Annotated in this window: 20 protein-coding genes; 8 read left to right on the top strand and 12 right to left on the bottom strand. The window is 76.9% G+C overall.

What is annotated here, in order from left to right:
• Positions 1–52: 52 nt before the first annotated feature.
• Positions 53–505: a DUF5709 domain-containing protein gene (locus ACI79B_RS10740; RefSeq protein ID WP_456927307.1), complete on the top strand. Its 453-nt coding sequence runs from the start codon at positions 53–55 to the stop codon at positions 503–505.
• Between the two features lie 49 nt (positions 506–554).
• Here ACI79B_RS10740 and ACI79B_RS10735 read toward each other — a convergent pair whose 3' ends face one another.
• A complete protein-coding gene (locus ACI79B_RS10735; RefSeq protein ID WP_456927306.1) occupies positions 555–1406 on the bottom strand; it encodes an alpha/beta fold hydrolase in 852 nt (283 codons plus the stop codon).
• Between the two features lie 170 nt (positions 1407–1576).
• Between ACI79B_RS10735 and ACI79B_RS10730 the strand changes: the two genes are divergently transcribed.
• Positions 1577–1939, top strand: a complete 363-nt coding sequence (locus ACI79B_RS10730) for a hypothetical protein (protein WP_456927305.1) — start codon at positions 1577–1579, stop codon at positions 1937–1939.
• A gap of 343 nt (positions 1940–2282) precedes the next feature.
• On the opposite strand, the gene ACI79B_RS10725 is transcribed toward ACI79B_RS10730, so the two are convergent.
• The 7 genes from ACI79B_RS10725 to paaA all read right to left on the bottom strand — a co-directional run bounded on the left by ACI79B_RS10725 (position 2283) and on the right by paaA (position 7398).
• Positions 2283–2765: a hypothetical protein gene (locus ACI79B_RS10725; RefSeq protein WP_456927304.1), complete on the bottom strand. Its 483-nt coding sequence runs from the start codon at positions 2763–2765 to the stop codon at positions 2283–2285.
• Between the two features lie 336 nt (positions 2766–3101).
• Complete coding sequence (locus ACI79B_RS10720) at positions 3102–3506, bottom strand: thioesterase family protein (RefSeq protein WP_456927303.1); 405 nt, start codon at positions 3504–3506, stop codon at positions 3102–3104.
• A 5-nt stretch (positions 3507–3511) separates the two neighbouring features.
• Positions 3512–4588 (bottom strand): 1,2-phenylacetyl-CoA epoxidase subunit PaaE, encoded by a 1077-nt coding sequence (gene paaE / locus ACI79B_RS10715; RefSeq protein ID WP_456927302.1) that lies wholly within the window; start codon positions 4586–4588, stop codon positions 3512–3514.
• Positions 4589–5089: a 1,2-phenylacetyl-CoA epoxidase subunit PaaD gene (gene paaD, locus ACI79B_RS10710; protein ID WP_456927301.1), complete on the bottom strand. Its 501-nt coding sequence runs from the start codon at positions 5087–5089 to the stop codon at positions 4589–4591.
• An 8-nt stretch (positions 5090–5097) separates the two neighbouring features.
• Positions 5098–6006: a 1,2-phenylacetyl-CoA epoxidase subunit PaaC gene (gene paaC / locus ACI79B_RS10705; RefSeq protein ID WP_456927300.1), complete on the bottom strand. Its 909-nt coding sequence runs from the start codon at positions 6004–6006 to the stop codon at positions 5098–5100.
• A gap of 73 nt (positions 6007–6079) precedes the next feature.
• A complete protein-coding gene (paaB, locus tag ACI79B_RS10700) occupies positions 6080–6448 on the bottom strand; it encodes a 1,2-phenylacetyl-CoA epoxidase subunit PaaB (protein ID WP_456927299.1) in 369 nt (122 codons plus the stop codon).
• A complete protein-coding gene (paaA, locus tag ACI79B_RS10695; protein WP_456927298.1) occupies positions 6445–7398 on the bottom strand; it encodes a 1,2-phenylacetyl-CoA epoxidase subunit PaaA in 954 nt (317 codons plus the stop codon). Before paaA ends, paaB begins: the two co-directional genes overlap by 4 nt.
• 85 nt (positions 7399–7483) lie before the next feature.
• On the opposite strand from paaA, the gene paaK reads away from it, so the two are divergent.
• Together paaK and ACI79B_RS10685 are read left to right on the top strand one after the other, a co-directional pair.
• Positions 7484–8815, top strand: coding sequence for a phenylacetate--CoA ligase PaaK (gene paaK, locus ACI79B_RS10690; RefSeq protein WP_456927297.1), 1332 nt, complete (start codon positions 7484–7486; stop codon positions 8813–8815).
• A complete protein-coding gene (locus tag ACI79B_RS10685; protein WP_456927296.1) occupies positions 8812–9411 on the top strand; it encodes a TetR/AcrR family transcriptional regulator in 600 nt (199 codons plus the stop codon). Before paaK ends, ACI79B_RS10685 begins: the two co-directional genes overlap by 4 nt.
• A 16-nt stretch (positions 9412–9427) precedes the next feature.
• On the opposite strand, the gene ACI79B_RS10680 is transcribed toward ACI79B_RS10685, so the two are convergent.
• Both ACI79B_RS10680 and ACI79B_RS10675 read right to left on the bottom strand, forming a co-directional pair.
• Complete coding sequence (locus tag ACI79B_RS10680; RefSeq protein ID WP_456927295.1) at positions 9428–9592, bottom strand: hypothetical protein; 165 nt, start codon at positions 9590–9592, stop codon at positions 9428–9430.
• A gap of 134 nt (positions 9593–9726) precedes the next feature.
• Positions 9727–10953 carry a hypothetical protein gene (locus ACI79B_RS10675; RefSeq protein WP_456927294.1) on the bottom strand — a complete coding sequence of 409 codons (1227 nt, stop codon included), beginning with the start codon at positions 10951–10953 and terminating at the stop codon, positions 9727–9729.
• A 124-nt stretch (positions 10954–11077) separates the two neighbouring features.
• On the opposite strand from ACI79B_RS10675, the gene ACI79B_RS10670 reads away from it, so the two are divergent.
• Positions 11078–12070, top strand: a complete 993-nt coding sequence (locus ACI79B_RS10670) for a site-specific integrase (protein ID WP_456927293.1) — start codon at positions 11078–11080, stop codon at positions 12068–12070.
• 28 nt (positions 12071–12098) lie between these two features.
• On the opposite strand, the gene ACI79B_RS10665 is transcribed toward ACI79B_RS10670, so the two are convergent.
• Positions 12099–12284: a lysylphosphatidylglycerol synthase domain-containing protein gene (locus tag ACI79B_RS10665; RefSeq protein WP_456927292.1), complete on the bottom strand. Its 186-nt coding sequence runs from the start codon at positions 12282–12284 to the stop codon at positions 12099–12101.
• A 170-nt stretch (positions 12285–12454) separates the two neighbouring features.
• Between ACI79B_RS10665 and ACI79B_RS10660 the strand changes: the two genes are divergently transcribed.
• The 3 genes from ACI79B_RS10660 (at position 12455) to ACI79B_RS10650 (ending at position 16012) form a co-directional block, all read left to right on the top strand.
• Entirely contained in the window at positions 12455–12859 is a 405-nt protein-coding gene (locus ACI79B_RS10660; RefSeq protein ID WP_456927291.1) for a cupredoxin domain-containing protein, read from the top strand.
• A gap of 157 nt (positions 12860–13016) precedes the next feature.
• Entirely contained in the window at positions 13017–14657 is a 1641-nt protein-coding gene (locus tag ACI79B_RS10655) for an FAD-dependent oxidoreductase (protein ID WP_456927290.1), read from the top strand.
• Positions 14654–16012, top strand: a complete 1359-nt coding sequence (locus ACI79B_RS10650) for a sensor histidine kinase (RefSeq protein ID WP_456927289.1) — start codon at positions 14654–14656, stop codon at positions 16010–16012. The genes ACI79B_RS10655 and ACI79B_RS10650 overlap by 4 nt, the downstream gene beginning before the upstream one ends.
• Before the next feature lie 7 nt (positions 16013–16019).
• Here ACI79B_RS10650 and ACI79B_RS10645 read toward each other — a convergent pair whose 3' ends face one another.
• Positions 16020–19274, bottom strand: coding sequence for an ATP-binding protein (locus ACI79B_RS10645; RefSeq protein ID WP_456927288.1), 3255 nt, complete (start codon positions 19272–19274; stop codon positions 16020–16022).
• Positions 19275–19483 lie beyond the last annotated feature (209 nt).

Below are 19483 nucleotides of genomic sequence, written 5' to 3'. Positions count from 1 at the left end.
GGGCTGGCCCCGGACAGCGCCGTCCGTCCCGCCCGCACCCCAGGAGCCCACCGTGGACCGCGACCTCTACGGCACCGACGGCACCGACCCCGAGGAGGCCACCGGCCTGCTCGAGGCCGAGGACACCCTCGAGGACCCCCGCCGGCCGCGCGACCTGGACACCGGCTGGTCGCCGCCGGAGCGGCCCTGGGGCGTGGACGACTGGGGCACCACCGAGCGGGAGGAGGCCACCGGCGAGAGCCTCGCCGGGCGGCTGGCCCGGGAGCTGCCGGACCGGTCCTGGGACGACGACGGTCCCGACGGCCTCGGTGACCTCGCCGGCGGCGACGGCGAGCTGCTCGACGACGAGGTCGGCGACGCCCGCGCGGGCCGGCTGACCGAGGTCGGCGACGACGGCGTCGTCGACCGGGAGGACGAGCTGCTGGGCGAGGACCTGGGCATCGACGGCGGGGCGGCGTCGGCCGAGGAGGCGGCGGTGCACCTGGTGCGCCGCGGGGACGAGTAGGGCCTCCCGGACGGGGCTGACCGCCTCCTCGAGGGCGCTGGCGGCCGGGCTACCGGAGCACGGAGTCGGCGACGACCGGGGCGAGGGCGGCGGCCTTCACGATGTGGGTCTGGCCGTCGAGGACGCGGTGGGCGGCGCCGGGCACGACGTCGGCGAGCGCGCGGTTGGCCTCCTGCATGCCCGCCGGTGACCTGCTGCCGCACACGACGAGGGTGGGCACGCGGGCGGCGGCGAAGTCCTCCGCAGGGAGCGGTGCGCCGGTGCCGTGCCGGGCGATCGCGCTGATGTCGAAGGGCAGGGTGTGCGCGACCGCGGTGAGCTTGCGCCACACCGGGAGCAGGCGCACGACGACCCGCGCCGCTACGGGTGTCCCGACCTGAGCCATGAACATCGACACCGCCCGGCCGCGGTGCCCCGCCTCGACCGCGGCACGCAGCTGGTCGGCGAAACCAGGGGGCAACGGCGTGCCCGACCCGGGCACGGTGAACGGCACCTCGTAGGTGACCAGGTGCGTGAGCGGCACCCCGCGCTGCGCGGCCGCCAGCGCGATGGCTCCACCCGAGGACAGGGCCACCGCCGCCGCGGACCCGCCGGCTGCCGCCACCACGGCGGCGAGGTCGTCGACCTCGCGCTGCAGGTCGTAGGGGGCGCCGGCGGCGGCGTCGGTGCTGTCGCCCCGGCCGCGCCGGTCGTAGGTGTACACGGTGAACCGGTCGGCCAGCGCCGCGGCGAGCTCGGCGGACGGCCCGAAGGCGCGCGAGCAGAGCGCGCCGTCGACCACGACGATCGCGGGGCCGCTGCCGCGCCGGTCGTAGGCGATGCGCGTGCCGTCGCGCGACGTCGTCGTGCCGGTCGTGCCCGTCGTCCGGGCGGCGCTCGGGGTGCTCTGCTGCCTGCTCATCGGTCCTCCCCGGGGTGCGGACCCACGCCGGGCGGCTCTGCGCGTCCGAGGTGGTGCGGCGGTGGTGTGAGGTGTCGTCCGTAGGACGCCCGGGGCGGCACGAACTCATCGGTGCGGAACGAGAGGTCTGCCGCCCGTGTGCGCCGCCGGCGGGCTGCCACAGTGGGCACGTGGCCAGGGAGCGGTTCGCGCACGACGCGGTGCTGTCGATGGGACCCGGCGCGGACGACCGTGCACCGGGCGGCGCCATCACCGTCGCACTGTGCGGCAGCTGGGAACACGAGCCGCCGTGCCCGCTCGCTCCGCACCACACCCGGGCCGAGCGGGCGGGGGACGAGGTCCGGCTGCGGGTGCTCTTCGCCGCCGAGCCGGACGACGAACCGTGGGTGCGGGCCGCGATCGACGGCGCGCTGGCCGCGGGCACGGGCGCGACCCCGGAGGGCGGGACCACCTCGTGGCGGCTCGTCCGCTCGTCGGCGTCGGTGGTCCGGCCGGAGGAGCAGGAGCACGCTGACCGTCTGGCGCAGCGCTGAGCTCGCTGGCGCAGGAACGACGCCACATCTGATCGAGCGCTGCCACGTGAACGGTCGGTGCGGCAGGCGCGTACGCAGCGAAGTCCCTCGGGAGCCGCCCCCACCGAGGCACGCAGGACGAGGACTGGAGACCGCCCCCGGCCCGAGTCCGTGGTCGACCGTCAGTGCACCGGAGTGGCGTCGACAGCTCGATTCCCGGCTGTCTCCGTCAGCGGCCACAAGAGGCCCGGGCCCGAGCCAGGCGGCGCCACGGCACGGGCGGGCGGACCGGTCCCCGTGAGCGCAGGTCGGTCCGACAGGCCCGAGGTCTCGCAGCGACCGTTCGCCGACGGTCTCGCGCCCATCAGCCTCCCGAGATGACGAGCCTGCCCGAGTACGTGCCGCCGGGCACGCCGAGGACGCTCTGACTCCGGGTCACGGCGTGGACGTCCGAGAACGCTCCCGTTCCCGAGATGCTGACCGATGTCGCTGAGCATCGACCCGTCGTGAACTCGCAGACGAGGAGTGCGCGGCTGGTGGTAGTTCCCACGCCGTCGATGATGCCTGGGGCCGTGCCAGTCACGACCTGCTCGCCCTGGCACCTGAAGAACTTCGCGTCGACCTGCACGCACCGGTAGTTCGCAGTACCCGTTGCGTTGAAGCTGCCGCTCAGGGTCACCGCGTTCGAGAACTCGAAGAAGGCCGCGTTGCCCGGACCTTCTGGCATCGTGCCGCCCGTCAACACAGTCGTGTACCTACCGCTGATCTCGACCGGCGGCGCCGCCGCAGCGGAGCCTGTCAGCTGCGGCGCGAAGAGCAGACCGAGTGCGATGGCGGCTGAAGCCATTGATCGACGTCGCACGGGAACCCCTTGCGTGGACGCACGGGAGGGCCTCTCGGGCACAGACACCCGTGAGCACGGTAGCGACGACGGGTGGGCCTGTGGACGTCTCGGGACGTCCCCGAGCGTGCGGCGACAGCGACGGTGCGCCGCCACCCCGAGGACAGCGACGTCGGTCGTGCTCGGCTGCCTCACCGACTGCGGCACGGCCTGGTCGTCGTGCCGGTCGTGGTCCTCGGCGGTAGCGCCGACTCGGCCGTCAGACCTGGGTCGAGGACCAACACCACGCATGCCGGAACCGCGGCCTGGCCGTCGAGGACGGTGTGGCACGCAGGACGCGACCTAGTCCCTCCTCCGTCGGGGGCCGAGGCGGGCGGCCAGGGCCTCCTCGGTCAGGACCGCCTGCTCGGTCGTGCCGCGGCCGAGCTCCCGGCCCGCGGCGTCGACCGCGCGGCACGCGCAGGTCAGCCGGTTGCCGCGGACGCCGGTGGCGCGGGCGGTCACCCGGACGTGGTCGCCCACCCACGCCGGCGCCCGGTGCTCGACCGCCACCGCGGTGCCGACGCCGGCCTCGCCCGGCTCCAGGTGGCCGAGCAGCAGCTTCCGCCCGGCCTCCTCGAAGTGCTTGGCCATCGCGTAGGTCGCGTAGACCGGGTGCACCGGGCCCAGCTCGTCGAAGTCGACGGTCATCGCCGCGGTGACGACGACGTCGAGGACCGCGGTCTCGCCGACGGCGACCGGGCGCACGGGGGTCAGGCGTCGAAGTCGACGGTGACGGCGTCCGACCGCGGCAGCGACTGGCAGGTCAGGACGTAGCCGGCGTCGACCTCGGCGGGCTCCAGCGCGTAGTTCCGGCGCATCTCCACCTCGCCGTCGGTCACCCGCGCCCGGCAGGTGCCGCAGACGCCGCCCTTGCAGGCGAACGGCAGGTCCGAGCGCACCCGCTGCGCGGAGTCCAGGACGGGGACGTCGCGGGGCAGCGCCAGCGTCGTCGAACGGCCGTCCAGCACCACCGTGACCTGCGCGCTCGGGCCCGCCACCGTCTCCTCGTCGCCGCGCACCGGCTCGGGCGGGACGTCGTCGACGTAGAACAGCTCCTGGTGCACGCGCGCGTCCGGCACGCCGAGCTCGCGCAGCAGCGCGCGGGCGTCGGTGACCATCCCGTGCGGGCCGCACAGCCACCAGTGGTCCACGCGCTCGGCGTCGACGAGCGCGCCGACCAGCGTGCGCAGCCGGTCGCCGTCGAGCCGGCCGCTGGTCAGCTCGGTGTCGCGCGGCTCGCGGGACAGCACGTGCACCAGCTGCAGCCGGGGGCCGAAGCGGTCCTTCAGGTCGGCGAGCTCGTCGGCGAACATCACCGTGTTGGTCCGCCGGTTGCCGTAGAGGACGGTGACGGTCGACTCGCCGTCGCGCAGCACGGTGCTCGCCAGGCTCAGCGCCGGGGTGATCCCGGAGCCGGCGACGACGAACACGTGGTCGGCCGGCCGCGACAGGTCGGCGGTGAAGGTGCCCGACGGCGGCAGCACCTCGATCGCGTCGCCGGGCCGCACCTCGTGCACCAGCCAGGAGGAGAAGAAGCCGCCGGGCACCTCGCGGACGCCGACCCGCGGCGGGGCGCCCACCGGCGCGCAGATCGAGTAGGACCGCCGCTCGTCGCGGTCGCCGTCGACCCGCCGCAGGGTGAGCGCCTGACCGGGGCGGAACGCGTAGTCCTCGGCGAGGTCCTCGGGGACGTCGAAGGTGACCGCGACCGCGTCGTCGGTGAGCCGCTCGACGCTCGCGACCCGGAGCGGGTGGAACCGCGGACGGCGGCGGGCCGGTGCGCTCACTCAGATCTCCTTCACGTGCTCGAACGGCTCGCCGCAGGCCCGGCAGCGGCGCAGCGCCTTGCACGCCGTCGCGCCGAACTCGCTGATCTCGACGGTGTCGGGGGAGCCGCACAGCGGGCAGGCCGCCGTCCGGCGGGTCGGGCCGAGCTGCAGCGGGATCGGCCCCTCGGGGCGGACCGGCGCCTTGCCGGGCGGCGCGATGCCGGCCGCGGCGAGCTTGCGGCGGCCCTCCTCGGTGATCCAGTCGGTGCTCCACGCGGGGGAGAGCACGGTGCGCACCTCGACGTCGTCGAACCCGGCCGCGTGCAGCGCGTGCAGCAGGTCCGCGCGCATGACGCCCATGGCGGGGCAGCCGGTGTAGGTCGGGGTGATGTCGACGACGACGGTGTCCTCGTGCACGCGGACGTCGCGCAGCACCCCGAGGTCGGCGAGCGTGAGCGTCGGCAGCTCCGGGTCGGTCACGGTCTCGGCGACCGCCCGCGGGTCGGCAGAGACGGCCATCTCTGCCGTCACCAGGTCGCCGCCGGGTGCTGCCGGGCCAGGCCCTGGAGGCCGGCGAGCAGCTCGGCCAGCTCGGGGCCGTGCTCGCCGACCCGGCCGCGCGGCGGCGCGTCGGCCGGCCAGGCGGGCACGGTCAGCGTCGCCCGCACCAGCACGGTGGTGAGCACGCCGCGCACCTCGTCGCGGACGGCGGCCGGGTCGACGGCCACGCCCGCGGCGACCAGCCGGGCCTCGACGTCGGTGGCGGTGAACAGGTCCGCGAGGTGCGGCCACACCGCGTCGACGCCGGCCTGCGCGCGGCGGTGCGACTCGGCCGTCCCGTCGCCCAGGCGCAGCACCCAGCGGGCGGCGTGGTCGCGGTGGTAGGTCAGCTCGTGCACGCCCTTGGCGGCGATCGCGGCGAGGACCGGGTCGCGGGAGTCCCGCAGCCGGGCGAACACCGCCAGCCGGACGGCGGACGCCGCGAGCAGCCGGACCATCGTGCGCGCGAAGTCGCCGTTCTCCGCCGCGACCAGGCCGGTGCAGCGGAACTCGCCGGGGTCGCGGAAGTAGGCGAGCGCGTCCTCGTCGGGGATGCTCGCCGTCGCCCGCTCGCGGGACCGGCCGAGGACGCCGGCCGATCCGGCGCGGGCCAGCAGCAGCCGGGCCTGGCCGAGCAGGTCCAGCCCGACGTTGCCGAACGCGACCTCCTCCTCGAGCTCGGGCGCGGCGGTGATCCACTGGGTCAGCCGCTGGGCGAGCACCAGCGCGTCGTCGCCGAGCATCAGGCAGTAGGCGCCCAGGTCGGCGGGGTCGACGCCGTCGGGGACGGTGGTGTCCACCCCGGCCAGCGGGTCGTCGAACCCGGTGCCGAACGCCCAGTGCCCGGCGTCGTCGTGCGCGTTGGTCAGCGCGTCGTAGACCGTCTCCTCGTGCACGGGAACCCTTCCGGCCCCCTCTCAGGGCCCCGCCGCCCGAGGAACGAGGGTGGTGGGGGGAGAGGGGGTCCTCCTACATGTGGGGGACGTTCTCCGGGATCTCGTAGAACGTCGGGTGCCGGTAGACCTTGTCGCCGCTCGGGGCGAACATCGGGTCCTTCTCGTCCGGGCTGGACGCGGTGATGGCGGCGGCCCTGACCACCCAGATGCTCACGCCCTCGTTGCGCCGGGTGTAGAGGTCGCGGGCGGCGTGGACGGCCATCTCGTCGTCAGCGGCGTGCAGCGAGCCGACGTGCACGTGGTTGAGGCCGCGCTTGCCGCGCACGAACACCTCGTACAGCGGCCAGTCGCGGCGGCTGACCGACGGCGCCGGTGTCGTCGGCACCTCCGGCCCGGTGGGGACCGCGCCGTGCCCGCCCTCGGCGGTCAGGTCGGTGCTCACGCGTGCTTCCCCGCGTACGCCGTGGCCGCCTCGGTCACCCACGCGTTGTCGTCGCGGGCGGCGCGGCGGCGGGCGATCCGGACGGCGTTCATCGGCCCCTCCCCGCTGATCACCCGCTTGAGCTCCGACCAGTCGATCGGGCCGTGCCGCCAGTGCCCGCTCTCCTCGTCGAAGGTCAGGTCCGGGTCGGGGAGCGTGACGCCGAGGACCTGGGCCTGCGGCACGGTCATGTCCACGAACCGCCGGCGCAGCTCGTCGTTGGTGTGCCGCTTGATGCCCCACGCCATCGACTGCGCGGTGTTGGGGCTGTCGTCGTCGGGCGGGCCGAACATCATCAGCGACGGCCACCACCACCGGTCGACGGCGTCCTGCACCATCGCCCGCTGCTCGTCGGTGCCGCGCATCATGGTCAGCAGCAGCTCGTAGCCCTGCCGCTGGTGGAACGACTCCTCCTTGCAGATGCGGATCATCGCCCGGGCGTAGGGCCCGTAGGAGGAGCGGCACAGCGGCACCTGGTTGCAGATCGCCGCGCCGTCGACCAGCCAGCCGATCACGCCGACGTCGGCGTAGGTCGGCGTCGGGTAGTTGAAGATCGAGCTGTACTTCTGCCTCCGCTCGATGAGCTTGTCGGTGAGGTCGGCCCGGTCGGCGCCGAGCGTCTCCGCCGCCGAGTACAGGTACATCCCGTGGCCGGCCTCGTCCTGCACCTTGGCCAGCAGGATCGCCTTGCGGCGCAGGCTGGGGGCGGCGAGCAGCCAGTCGCCCTCGGGCTGCATCCCGATGATCTCCGAGTGCGCGTGCTGGGCGATCTGGCGCACCAGCGTCCTGCGGTACCCCTCGGGCATCCAGTCGCGCGGCTCGATCCGCCGGTCGGCGGCGACCGTCGCCTCGAACTGCTCCTGCAGGGCGGTCTCGTCGACGGCGGCGCGGTCCACGACGGGTGCGGCCATGGCCTTCCTCCCATTTACTGACCGAGCGGTCAGGAATAGTGTGACCCACGGCACCGGGAGAGACAAGCGCGGAACGAGGACGGCGATGACGACCACGACGGCGCAGCGGCTGGGCGAGGCACCGGACCCCGCGACCCTGGACCCCGCCGAGCGGATGGGGGTCGACGAGCTGCGGGCGCTGCAGCTCGAGCGGCTGCGGTGGTCGCTGCGGCACGCCTACGACGACGTGCCCCACTACCGCCGCGCCTTCGACGCCGCCGGCGTGCACCCCGACGACTGCCGGGAGCTCGCCGACCTGGCCCGCTTCCCGACGACGAGCAAGGCCGACCTGCGCGAGAACTACCCGTTCGGGATGTTCGCCGTCCCGCGCGAGCAGGTGCGCCGCGTGCACGCCTCGTCCGGCACGACCGGCAAGCCGACCGTCGTCGGCTACACCGGGCGCGACCTCGCGACCTGGGCCGCGGTCATGGCCCGCTCCATCCGCGCCGCCGGCGGGCGGCCCGGCGACGTGCTGCACAACGCCTACGGCTACGGCCTGTTCACCGGCGGCCTCGGCGCCCACTACGGCGCGGAGGCGCTCGGCTGCACCGTCGTCCCCGTCTCCGGCGGCATGACGCCGCGCCAGGTGCAGCTGATCACCGACTTCGCGCCCCGGGTGGTCATGGTGACGCCCAGCTACATGCTCACCGTCGTCGACGAGTTCGAGAAACAGGGGCTGGACCCGCGGGCCTCCAGCCTGGAGATCGGCATCTTCGGCGCCGAGCCGTGGACCGAGCAGATGCGCCGCGAGATGGAGGACCGCCTGGACATCCACGCCGTCGACATCTACGGGCTGTCCGAGGTGATGGGGCCGGGTGTCGCGCAGGAGTGCGTGGAGACCAAGGACGGCCTGCACGTGTGGGAGGACCACTTCTACCCGGAGGTCATCGACCCGGTCACCGGCGAGGTGCTGCCCGAGGGCGAGGAGGGCGAGCTCGTGTTCACCTCGCTCACCAAGGAGGCCGTGCCGGTCGTCCGCTACCGCACCCGCGACCTCACCCGGCTGCTGCCCGGGACGGCGCGGCCGGGCATGCGGCGGATGCAGAAGGTCACCGGCCGCACCGACGACATGGTGATCCTGCGCGGCGTGAACCTGTTCCCCACCCAGATCGAGGAGGTCGTGCTGCGGACGCCGGGCCTGTCGCCGCACTTCGCCCTCGAGCTGGTCACCCGCGGCCGGATGGACCACCTGGTCTGCCGGGTGGAGGCGCGGCCGGACTGCCCGCCCGAGCGCCGGGAGCCCGCGGCCGCGGAGGTCGCGACGGGGGTCAAGGACACCGTGGGCTGCACCATCGAGGTGCTCGTCGTCGACCCGGAGACGCTGCCGCGGTCGATGGGCAAACTGCAGCGCATGACCGACAACCGCGACCGCCCGTGACGGACGCGCGGGTCCGCCGGGGGCGCCCCGGGCACTCGCTGGACTCGCTGCTCGACGTCGCGGTCGCGGTGTTCAACGAGCGCGGCTACGACGCCACCAGCATGGACGAGCTGGCCGGCCGGCTCGGCGTCACCAAGTCGGCGATCTACCACCACGTGCCCGGCAAGGTCCAGCTGCTGCGGCTGGCGCTGGACCGGGCGCTGGACGCGCTGTTCGCCGTCACCGAGGAGCCCGGCGCGCGCACCGGCCGGGCGATCGACCGGCTCGAGCACGTCGTGCGCGGCTCGGTGCGGGTGCTGGCCGCCGAGCTGCCGTTCGTCACCCTGCTGCTGCGGGTGCGCGGCAACTCCCCGGTGGAGCAGGCCGCGCTGCAGCGCCGGCGGGAGTTCGACGCGATCGTCACCGACCTGGTGCGCGCCGCGGAGGAGGAGGGCGACGTGCGCCCCGACGTCGACCCCGCCGTCACCAGCCGGCTGCTGTTCGGCACCGTCAACTCGCTGACCGAGTGGTACCGGCCCGGCGGCAGCCTGTCCCCGGACGCGCTGGCCGACGCGCTGGTCCGGACGACGTTCGAGGGCCTGCGCGCCCGTCCCTGACGGGCGCGGGCGGGCCTCAGCCCTCGCCGCCGAGCTCGGCGTACTCCCAGTCCGCGAGCAGGCGCCGGTCCTCCTCGAGGTCGGCGGGCTCGTCCACGGGCGGCCCGACGGTGACGTCGGCCGTCGGCCCCCCGGGGGGCTGCAGTGCGGTCGGGTCCGGGTACTGCCACTGGTCGCTCATGGCGGGGTCCCTCGGTCGCCGCCCGGCGGGACCGCCGGGACGGAGGTGGAGGCCGGGTGTTCGGCCGGGGGAGCGGGGGCCGGGACGCGGGCTCCCCGACGACAGCTGCCCGCGCGGCCCCGTGCCCCGGGAGGCTACGCGCGGTCGGGCTCCGGCGCGCCGGTCCGAGGTCCCTGGTCGCCGCCGTCCCGCCCGGCGAGGCGGGCGCGCAGGTCCTCGACCTCGGCGGTCAGCGCGCCGACGCGCTCCGCGGCCTCCCGTGCCGTGGCCTCGGCCTCGCCGGCGCGGCGGGTGGCGGCCTCGGCCCGCTCCGCGCTGCGCGCCACCCCGGTCAGCGCCTCGCGCAGGCCCTGCTCGGCCGCGGCTGCGCGGTCGGCCGCCTCCCGCGCGAGCGTCCGGGCGTCCTGCTCGGCGCGCCGGGCGGCGTCCCGGTCCCGCTCGGCGTCGCGGGCCTGCACCCGGGCGGCCGCGCCGGCGGCGCGCGCCTCGTCCCGGGCGGCCGCCGCCTCGTCGCGCTCCCGCGTCCGCGCCGCCAGATCCGCGGTGAGGGCGCGCTCGGTGACGTCCCACCGGGCGCGGGCCTCGACGAGCGCGTCGTGCTCCCGGGCGGCGTCCGCGCGGGCCCGCCGCCCGTCCTCCCGCGCCGCCGCGGCGTCCCGCTCGGCGGCCCGCTGCCGGTCGGCGGCCTCCTCGGCCTCCCGCAGGGCGGCGTCCCGCTCCTCGCCGGCCCGGTCGCGCGCCGCCTCCGCCTCCGCCCGGGCGGTCTCCGCCGCCCGGCGTGCCGCGTCCGCCTGCGCGACCCGGCGCGCGGCCTCCGCCTCCGCCGCGGCGACCCGGTCCCCGGCGTCGGCGCGGGCGGCCGCGGCGTCCCGCTCGGCCGCCTGCCGCGCCTCCTCGGACCCGGCACGCTGCGCCTCGGCGGCGCGGGCGCGCTCCTCGGCGTCGAGGCGGGCGGCGTGCGCGGCGTCGACGTCGGCCGAGGCGCGGGCGAGCCGGGCCTCCACGGACGACTCGTCGCGGTACTGCTCCAGCGCCTCGGTCGCGGCGGTGAGCAGCGCGGCCTGGGCCTCGGCCGTCCGGGCCGCCTCCCGGGTGGCGTCGGCCCAGCGGCCCACCAGCTGCCGGACCCGACCCTCGGGCGGCAGGTCCTGGACGAGGGCGGCGGTGGTCGCCGCCAGGCGGGCTGCCGCCGAGCCGGCCGCGCGGGCGCGGGCCTGCCGCGCCGACTCGGGGTTGTGGTCGGGCCGCTCGCAGAACCGGGGGGAGGGCCCGCTGCGCCCGGGGGTGCGCGGCCGGGGCGGTGCCGGACAGCCGGGATAGGCGCACGTGGAGGTGGCCGCCTCGGCGGCAGGCTCCGTCATGCCCGTGACGATAGATGGACGCCGCCCATCCATGTATCGGTGGCGGTGTGGAGATCCGCGGCATCACTTCCGAGAAGCCCCTACTCTGCGAAGTGAAATCCGGCGGCGGACGGAGGTGCCCGGCATGGCCGTCCCGGCCGGTCCACACCCGGAGGAGCGGGGCGTCGTCCCCGCGACGGACCTGACGGCGGTCGGCACCTACCTGGCCGCGTCCCTGGCCGAGAGCACCCGGGCGGCCTACGCCCGCGACCTCGCCGCCTGGGCCGAGTGGTGCCGCGGCCGGTCGCTGCCGTCCGCGCTGCCGGCCGACCCGCTCGCCGTCGCCGCCTGGCTCGCCGCGATGGCCGACGCCGGCCACAGCCCGCGCTACGTCGCCCGCCGGCTGTCCGCGCTCAACGACGCCTCGCGCACCGCCGGGCACGCCCCACCCGGGGACAGCGAGGGGGTGCGCCGCACGCTGAGCGGCATCCGCCGCACCGCCGCCCGCGCCGGCGTCCGGCCGCGGCGGGCCCGCGCGCTGGACACCGCGACCGTCCGGGCGCTGGTCGAGGACCTGCCCGACACCCTCGCCGGCGTCCGGGACCGGGCGCTGGTCCTCGTCGGCTACGCCCTGGGCCTGCGCGCCTCCGACCTGGTCGGGCTGCGCATCGAGGACCTCGCCCCGGCCGGGCACGGCGGCCTCGACGTCCTCCTCCGCTACTCCAAGACCGACCAGAAGGGCGCGGGGGAGACCCTCGCCCTCGCGCCGGGCGTGCGCGCGGCCACCTGCCCGGTCCGCGCCGCCCGGGCCTGGCTGGCCGCCCTGGCCGAGCAGGGCGTCACCTCCGGCCCGCTGTTCCGGTCGGTGGGCAAGGGGCGGACCCCGCGGCTGGGCGCCGGCGCGCTGACCACCCGCAGCGTCGACCTGGTCCTCGAGAGGGCCGCCGAGCGCGCCGGGGTGCCCACCGAGGGGCTGTCCCCGCACTCGCTGCGCCGCGGCTTCGCCACCACCGCCTACGCCCGCGGCGTGCCGGAGAAGGAGATCAGCCGCACCGGCCGCTGGCGGTCGCTGGTCGTCCGCACCTACGACGACTCCAGCCGCTGGGCCGACCCCGCCTCCGGTGCGCTCGGCCTCTGAGGGACTCCACGTGGTGGTGCCGCCGGAGTCAGGCGAGGGCGGCCCGGCCGGGCAGGACCGGCAGCCGGAAGGTGGCGATCCGGTGGAGGAAGACGGCGGGGACGGCGACCGTGTGGTCCATCCCGACGCCGACGAGCCCCGCGATGAGCGCGGCCTCGAGGGCGCCCAGCCCGCCCGGCGTCGGTGGGGCCGGGCATCGCCGGCTCCTCCGCACGCCGGGGGCAGGGCTCGCGGCGGGCCGCGGTGTGGCCCGCCGGGCGGGGGCGGGGACCGGACCGCGACGTCCCCTCGACGGGGCGCGGGCGTACTACCGTTCCCCTGCTGCGGCACCACGTCGGGACGCAGGACCGCCCCGGTGCCGGAGCGGGGTGCCGGGTGATGGCGATGAGGACTCCAGCAGCAGCTCCCCTGGCGGTGCTCCTCCTGGTGGCCGCGTGCGGCGGCTCCGGGGGCGACGACGCGGAGGCCGCGGCCACCACGGTGGCCGGCGCGCCGACGCTGCAGGGCAGCGTCGGGACCGAGGACTCGCCGGACGCCTTCGAGATCGCCCTGGTCGACGAGGACGGCGCGCCGGTGACCGAGCTGCCCGCCGGCGAGTACAACGTCGTCGTCACCGACCACAGCGACGTCCACGACTTCCACCTCGACGGCGGGGACGGCGCGGTCGACGAGAAGACCGGCGTGCTCGGCACCGGCGAGACCGTCTGGGTGCTGGACCTCCAGCCGGGCGAGTACCGCTACCTGTGCGATCCGCACCCGAGCATGAACGGGACGTTCACCGTCACCTGACCGGACGGCGGGAGCGCTGTTCGGGCCCCGGCGATCCTCCTAGACTCCGCGCCCAACGGCCGCCAGCCACTCCACCGGGAGGTGGGCCCGTGGACGCCCCGTCCGGCCCGGTCACCAGCCGCCGCGTGCACCCCCCACCGGTGCCGCGGGACGAGCCGTGAGCCGCCCCGCCCTGCTCGCCGTCGACGACGACGGCCCGGTGCTGGCCGCGGTCGAGCGGGACCTGCGGGAGCGCTACGGCGAGCAGTACCAGGTGTACGCGGCGTCCTCCGGGGACCAGGCGCTGGACCTGCTGCGCCGGCTGCGGCTGCGCGAGGAGCCGGTGGCGCTGCTGCTGGTCGACCAGCGGATGCCCGGGATGAGCGGCGTCGAGCTGCTGGCCGCCAGCCGGCGGCTCTACCCGGACGCCCGGCGGGTGCTGCTCACCGCCTACGCCGACACCGACGCCGCGATCAAGGCGATCAACGACGCCGACGTCCAGCACTACCTGCTCAAGCCCTGGGACCCGCCGGAGGACCGGCTCTACCCGGTGCTCGACGACCTGCTCCAGACCTGGCGCCGGCCGCCGCCGGTGGCCAACCTGCGCCTGGTCGGCGACCGCTGGTCGCAGGCCAGCCACGCGGTCCGCGAGTTCCTCACCCGCAACCTGGTGCCCTACCGCTGGCTCGACGTCGAGACCGACCCGCAGGCCCGCGAGCTGCTCGAGGTGGCCGGCATCGACGCCGGCTCGCTGCCGGCCCTCGTGCTCGACGACGGCGAGGTGCTCGTGCAGCCGGACCTGCACGAGGTCGGCGCGCGGATCGGGCTGCGGGCGCGGGCCGAGCGCGCCGCCTACGACCTCGTGGTGGTGGGCGCCGGGCCGGCCGGGCTGGCCGCCGCGGTGTACGGCGCCTCCGAGGGCCTGGCCACGCTGGTGCTGGAGAGCAACGCGCCCGGCGGGCAGGCCGGCACGAGCAGCCGGATCGAGAACTACCTCGGCTTCCCGGTCGGGCTCTCCGGCGCCGACCTCACGCTGCGGGCCCGGGAGCAGGCCGTCCGCTTCGGCGCGGAGATCCTGGTGCCGTCGGAGGTGGTCGGGGTGCGCCGGGCCGACCCGTACACGGTGGTGCGCCTGGACGACGGCGGCGAGGTCAGCGCCGGCACGCTGATCGTCGCCACCGGCGTCGAGTACCGCACCCTCGACGTCCCCGGCGCCGCCGGGCTCACCGGCGTCGGCGTCTACTACGGCGCCGGGCGGGCCGAGGGCGTGGACCACGCGGGCGGCCACGTGTTCGTCGTCGGCGCCGGCAACTCGGCCGGGCAGGCCGCGCTGTTCCTCTCCACGTTCGCCTCGTCGGTGACGCTGCTGGTCCGGGGCGGGGACCTGGCCGGCTCCATGTCCCGCTACCTGGTCGACCGGCTGGCCGCCTCGGAGAAGGTCGCCGTCGAGTACCACACGCAGGTGACCGGCGCGCTGGGCACGCGGCGGCTGGAGGGCCTGCGGCTGCGGACCGGGACCGAGGAGCGCGAGGTCGCCGCCGACGCGCTGTTCGTCTTCATCGGGCAGGCGCCGCGCACCGCGTGGCTGGACGGCCTGGTCCGCCGCGACGACGGGGGGTTCGTGCTCACCGGCATGGACGTCGGCACCTGGGCGCCGGAGTGGCCGCTGTCGACCCCGCCGCTGCCGCTGGAGACGTCGGTGCCGGGGGTGTTCGCCGCCGGCGACGTGCGGCACGGGTCGGGCAACCGGATCGCCGCGGCCGTGGGGGAGGGCGCGATGGCGGTCCGCTTCGCCCACCAGCGGCTGGGCGCCCGGTGACCCGCACGGCCCCAGGCGCCGCGGACGCCGACGTCGCCGCGGCGCTGCGCCGCTCGCGGCTGTTCGAGCACCTCCCGGAGGACGACCTCGCCGCCCTGGCCGACGCCAGCAGCGGCGTCGACCTGGCCGCGGGGGAGGTGCTCATGGCCGAGGGCTCGCCGCCGGAGGCCATGTACGTGGTGCTGGAGGGCGACCTCGAGGTCAGCCGGGAGGTCGGCGGCTCCGAGGTGCTGCTCAACGTGTGCGGCGTCGGCGACCTCGTCGGCGAGCTCGGGCTGGCGCACCGCCGGCCCCGCTCGGCCACCGTGCGGGCGCGGACCCGCAGCCGCGTCCAGCGGATCGGCGCCGACGCGCTGGACCGGCTGCTCACCCACCCCGCGTCGGCCCGGGCGATGCTGCTGGCCGCCACCCGGCGGCTGGACCGCGAGGAGGGCCTGGTCCGCCAGCACGAGCGGATGGCCGCGCTCGGCGCCCTGTCGGCGGGCCTGCTGCACGAGCTCAACAACCCGGCGGCCGCCGTCCAGCGCGGCGTCGCCCGGCTCCGGGCCCTGCTGTCCGGCGACGACGACCCCGACGCCCCGCTGCGCGCACTCGCCGGCGCGGTGCCCGTGCCGGACGACCCGCTGGCGCGCGGGGACGCCGAGCGGGCGCTCGCCGACGTCCTCGACGCGGCCGGCGTCGACCGCGGCTGGGCGGTCGCCCCCGACCTCGTGCGGCTGGGCGTGGACCCGGCGGCCCTGGCCGGCGAGCTGGCCGGGCTACCGGCCGCCGGGCGCGGCCGGGCGGTGCGCGGGCTGGCCCGCTCGGCCGAGGTCGCCGCCCTGCTGGAGGAGGTCTCGGCCGGCGCCGACCAGCTGTCCCGGATCGTCTCCGGGGTGCGCCCGCTGGCCTACTCCTCCGACCAGTCGCTGGCCGACGTCGACGTGCACGCGAGCCTGGAGCAGGCGCTGGTGCTGCTGCGCCACGCGGTGCCCCCCGGCGTCCGGGTGGTCGTGGACCTGGACCCGCGGCCGCAGACGGTGCAGGGCTGGGCCGCGGACCTCGCGCTGGTGTGGACGAACCTGCTCGACAACGCGCTCGCCGCGGTGGACCCGGACGGCACCGTGACGGTGCGGACCCGCGGGGAGGACGACGCCGTGGTGGTCGACGTGGAGGACACCGGTCCGCCGGTGCCCCCGGAGGTGCTCGCGCGCGCGTTCGACCCGTTCTTCACCACCAAGCCGGTCGGCCAGGGCACCGGGCTGGGCCTGGCGACGTCGCTGGCGGTGGTCGCGCAGAAGCACCGCGGCCGGCTGACGCTGACCTCCGAGGACGGCGTGACCCGGGCGCGGGTGGTGCTGCCGCGCCGCCGCTGAGCGCCGGTCAGCCGGCCGGCAGCGCGTCGGCCGCGGCCGTCTCGGGGGTCACCGTCGTGGCCGGCAGGTCCGCGCGCGCCTCCGCGACGAGGGTGCGCCAGTCCTCCGGCCGGACCTCCGCCGGCAGGCGGGCGAGGTCGAGGGCGGCGCGCAGCCGGGACAGCCGGGCGCCCTGCGCCGTCGCGGTCCACAGCGCCTCGGTCAGGTCGGCCGCCGCCCGGGCGGGGTCGCCGCCGCGGGCGAGCGTGGACCGGGCCCGCTGGCGCAGCAGCTCCGGCAGGTGCAGGTCCTCGCCGCTGTCCCTGGCCGCGGCGAACGCCGCGGCCAGGTGCTCGTCGGCCCGGTCCGGCTCGCCGGCCTCCTCGTCCAGCCGGGCGAGGAGGGCCAGGTGGCAGGCGGCGAAGGCCCGCTGGCCGATGAGCTCCAGGGCCGCGAGGGACTCCTCGAGGAACACCCGGTCCGGGGCGCCGCCGGGGGTCCCGGTGGCGGCCCAGGCCGAGCCGAGCGCCGTCCACAGGGCGTAACCGTGCTCCCGGCCGATGGCGACGGCCTCCTGACCCAGGCGCCGGGCCTCCCCGTCGTCGCCGAGCAGCCGACGGACCCAGGCACCCCAGGCCACCCGGGCGAAGGCGCGGCTGTACGGGCCGTGCGGAGGACCGAGCGCCTCGGCCCCCCGGACGGCCTGCTGCTGCACGCGCTCGCCCTCGGCCACCTCACCGCGCGCGGTGAGCACGGCGGCGAGGGCGGCGGCCACGCCGGAGACCGGGTCGTTGGGCAGCGGCCAGATCGGGGAGACCGGTCGTCCGGCGGGCCGGGCGGCGAAGCCGGCCAGCGCCCGCTCCAGGTGCTCCTGGGCCGTGACCAGGTGCCCCCGGTAGAACTCGTGGACGCCCGTGACCGCGTCCAGCTCCGGCCCGAAGGCGGCGAACGCGGGCTCGCGGACCATGGCGGTGAGCTGGTCGAGCACGCCGCGCCCGGTGGTCAGCCGGCCGCTGGTGAGCCAGTACGCCCACAACGCGATCAGCGCGGGCAGCGCCTCCGGGCGCCCGAGCCGGGTGGCGAGCTCCTGCGCCCGCCGGTAGTCGGACTCCACCTCGGGATCCGCATAGCCCCGCATCGCGCTCCTGGACAGGCCGCGCAGCATCCGGGCGCCCAGCTCGGCCGCGTCTCGGTCCTCGGACGGGGGCAGGGGGGCCACCAGCTCCAGCGCCCGGGTGAGCAGCCGCGCCGCCTCGGCGTGGGCGCCCCGGGCCTGCTCGGACTGCGCGGCCTCGACGTAGCGGCCCGCGGCGGGCATCGCCGCACCCGCCAGGTCCAGGTGCTGGGCGATCAGTGCCGGCTCGGCACCGCGCGCGGCCAGCGCCTCCGCGACCGCGGCGTGGGTGCGGCGGCGCACGTCGAGCACCTGGGTCTCGTAGGCCGCGTCGCGCATCAGCGCGTGCCGGAACCGGTAGGCGCCCGTCGCCAGCCCCGCCGGCTCGACGACGCCGAGGTCGGCGAGCACCGTCATCTGCTCGGCCACGACGTCCGGGTCGCCCACCGCCGCGGCGACGGTCGCCGGGTCGAAGGTGGGCCCGATCGTGGCGGCGGCCTGGACCACCCGCAGGTCGACCCCGGGCGCCTTGAGCCGCCAGGTCAGCAGCTCCTGCAGCCGCAGCGGGATCGGCTCGGCGCGCCGCGCCTCCATGCCGGAGCGGGTGAGCTCCTCGACGAACAGCGGGATCCCCTCGGCGTGCTCGACGATCGCCGACCGCACCGCGTCGTCGAGGTCCCGGCCCGCCGTGAGGTTGCCGACCAGCCGGTCGGCGGCCCGGTCGTCGAGCCGCCCGAGCGGGACCACGCGGGCGGCGCCCCGCCACGGGACCGCCGTCTCGTCGCGGCTGGTGGCGAGCACCAGCAGGCCCGGCGGGCGGCGCGCGGCGAGGCGGCCCAGCAGGTCGACGGTGGAGGGGTCGGCCCAGTGCAGGTCCTCGGCCACGAGCAGGTGCGGCCGCCGGACGGCGGCCGCGGCCATCCAGTCGACGAGCCGGTCGAGGGTCTCGTCGAGGAGGGCGCCGGGGTCCAGCTCGGGCGCCGGGAACTCCGGCGTCGGGGGCAGCCCGGCCAGCGGGCCGATCAGCGGGACGACGGCCGCCGGGTCCAGCCCGAGGGACTCCAGGTGCGCGACCAGCGGGCGCAGCCGGTCCCCGCCCTCGCCGGCCCGGCTCACCAGGCGCTCGATCATCCGCGCGATCGGCCAGAGCGAGACGTTGGCGTGGTAGGGCAGGCAGGCGGCGCCGACCACCCGGCCGCCGCTGGCCTCCACCCGGTCGAGGACCTCCGCCGCCAGCCGCGACTTGCCGATGCCCGGCTCGCCGACGACGAGGAACGCGGCGCCGGTGTCGCCCCGCCGCACGGCGTCCCACGCGCCCAGCAGGCGGGCGCGGGGCTCGTCCCGGCCGACCAGCCCGGCCTTGCGGTACCGCTCGGACTGGAAGCGGGCCGCGGCGTAGCGGGGCCGGTCGACGCGGAACACCTCGACCGGCCGGCTGATCCCCTTGAGCGCGCGCTCGCCCAGGGACTGCAGGTAGAAGTCGGCGTCGACCAGCTGCTGGGTGACGTCGCTGATCACCACCGTGCCGGGGTCGGCGGTCTGCTGGACCCGCGCGGCGAGGTTGGGCACCAGGCCGACGACGGAGTCCCGCTCGGCGACGGCGCCGTCGTCGACCAGGTCGGTGACCACCACCCGGCCGGTGTGGATCCCGACCCGGACGTCGAGGGCCACGCCGAACCGGTCGGTCAGCCGCGCCCGGGCGTCGTGCAGCGCCACCACCAGGTCCAGGCCCGCGAGCACCGCCCGCCGGGCGTCGTCCTCGTGCGGGACCGGGTGGCCGAAGCCGGCGAGGATGCCGTCGCCGGAGTAGTGCATGAGGGTGCCGCCGTACCGGTCGACGGCCTCGCGCGCCGCCGCGCGGTAGACGGCGAACAGGTCCCGCAGCTGCTCGGGCTCCACCTGCTCGGACAGCAGCGTGGACCCGACCAGGTCCGAGAACAGCAGGGTCATCAGCGCCCGCTCGCCGGCCGGGCCGACCTGGCGGCCGGCCACCCGCTGCAGGACGAGCGCGGCGCGCCGGTTGTCGGGGTCGACCGCGCGCACCTCCTCGGCCGTGGTGCGCGCGGGCTCCAGGTCCCCGGCGGCCAGCGACGCCTCGGCGGCGGTGAGCAGCCGCTCCAGCAGGCGCGCGAGCCGGGTCTCGGCCGAGAGCGCCACCCCGGCGGTCACGCCCGGCCGCCCGGGGGACCGGGGAGCGGTGGCGTCATGGGGACCCGCCTCGCTGCACGCGTCGAGCATCGCTGGGTGGAGCACTGCCGGGTTCGAGCATCGGCAGGACGGCCCGCCGCGCCGTAGAGGCGTAGGTCCCGAGGGCGGTACCGGACGGGGACGGAAGTCCGGTGACAGCCCCCGGCGCCGGTGCTCCAATGGGGCGCGCA

The sequence above is a fragment of the Geodermatophilus sp. SYSU D00879 genome (genome assembly GCF_054050375.1).
The sequence above is the reverse complement of the archived record's forward strand: the minus strand, read 5'-3'. Positions and strand labels throughout refer to the sequence as shown.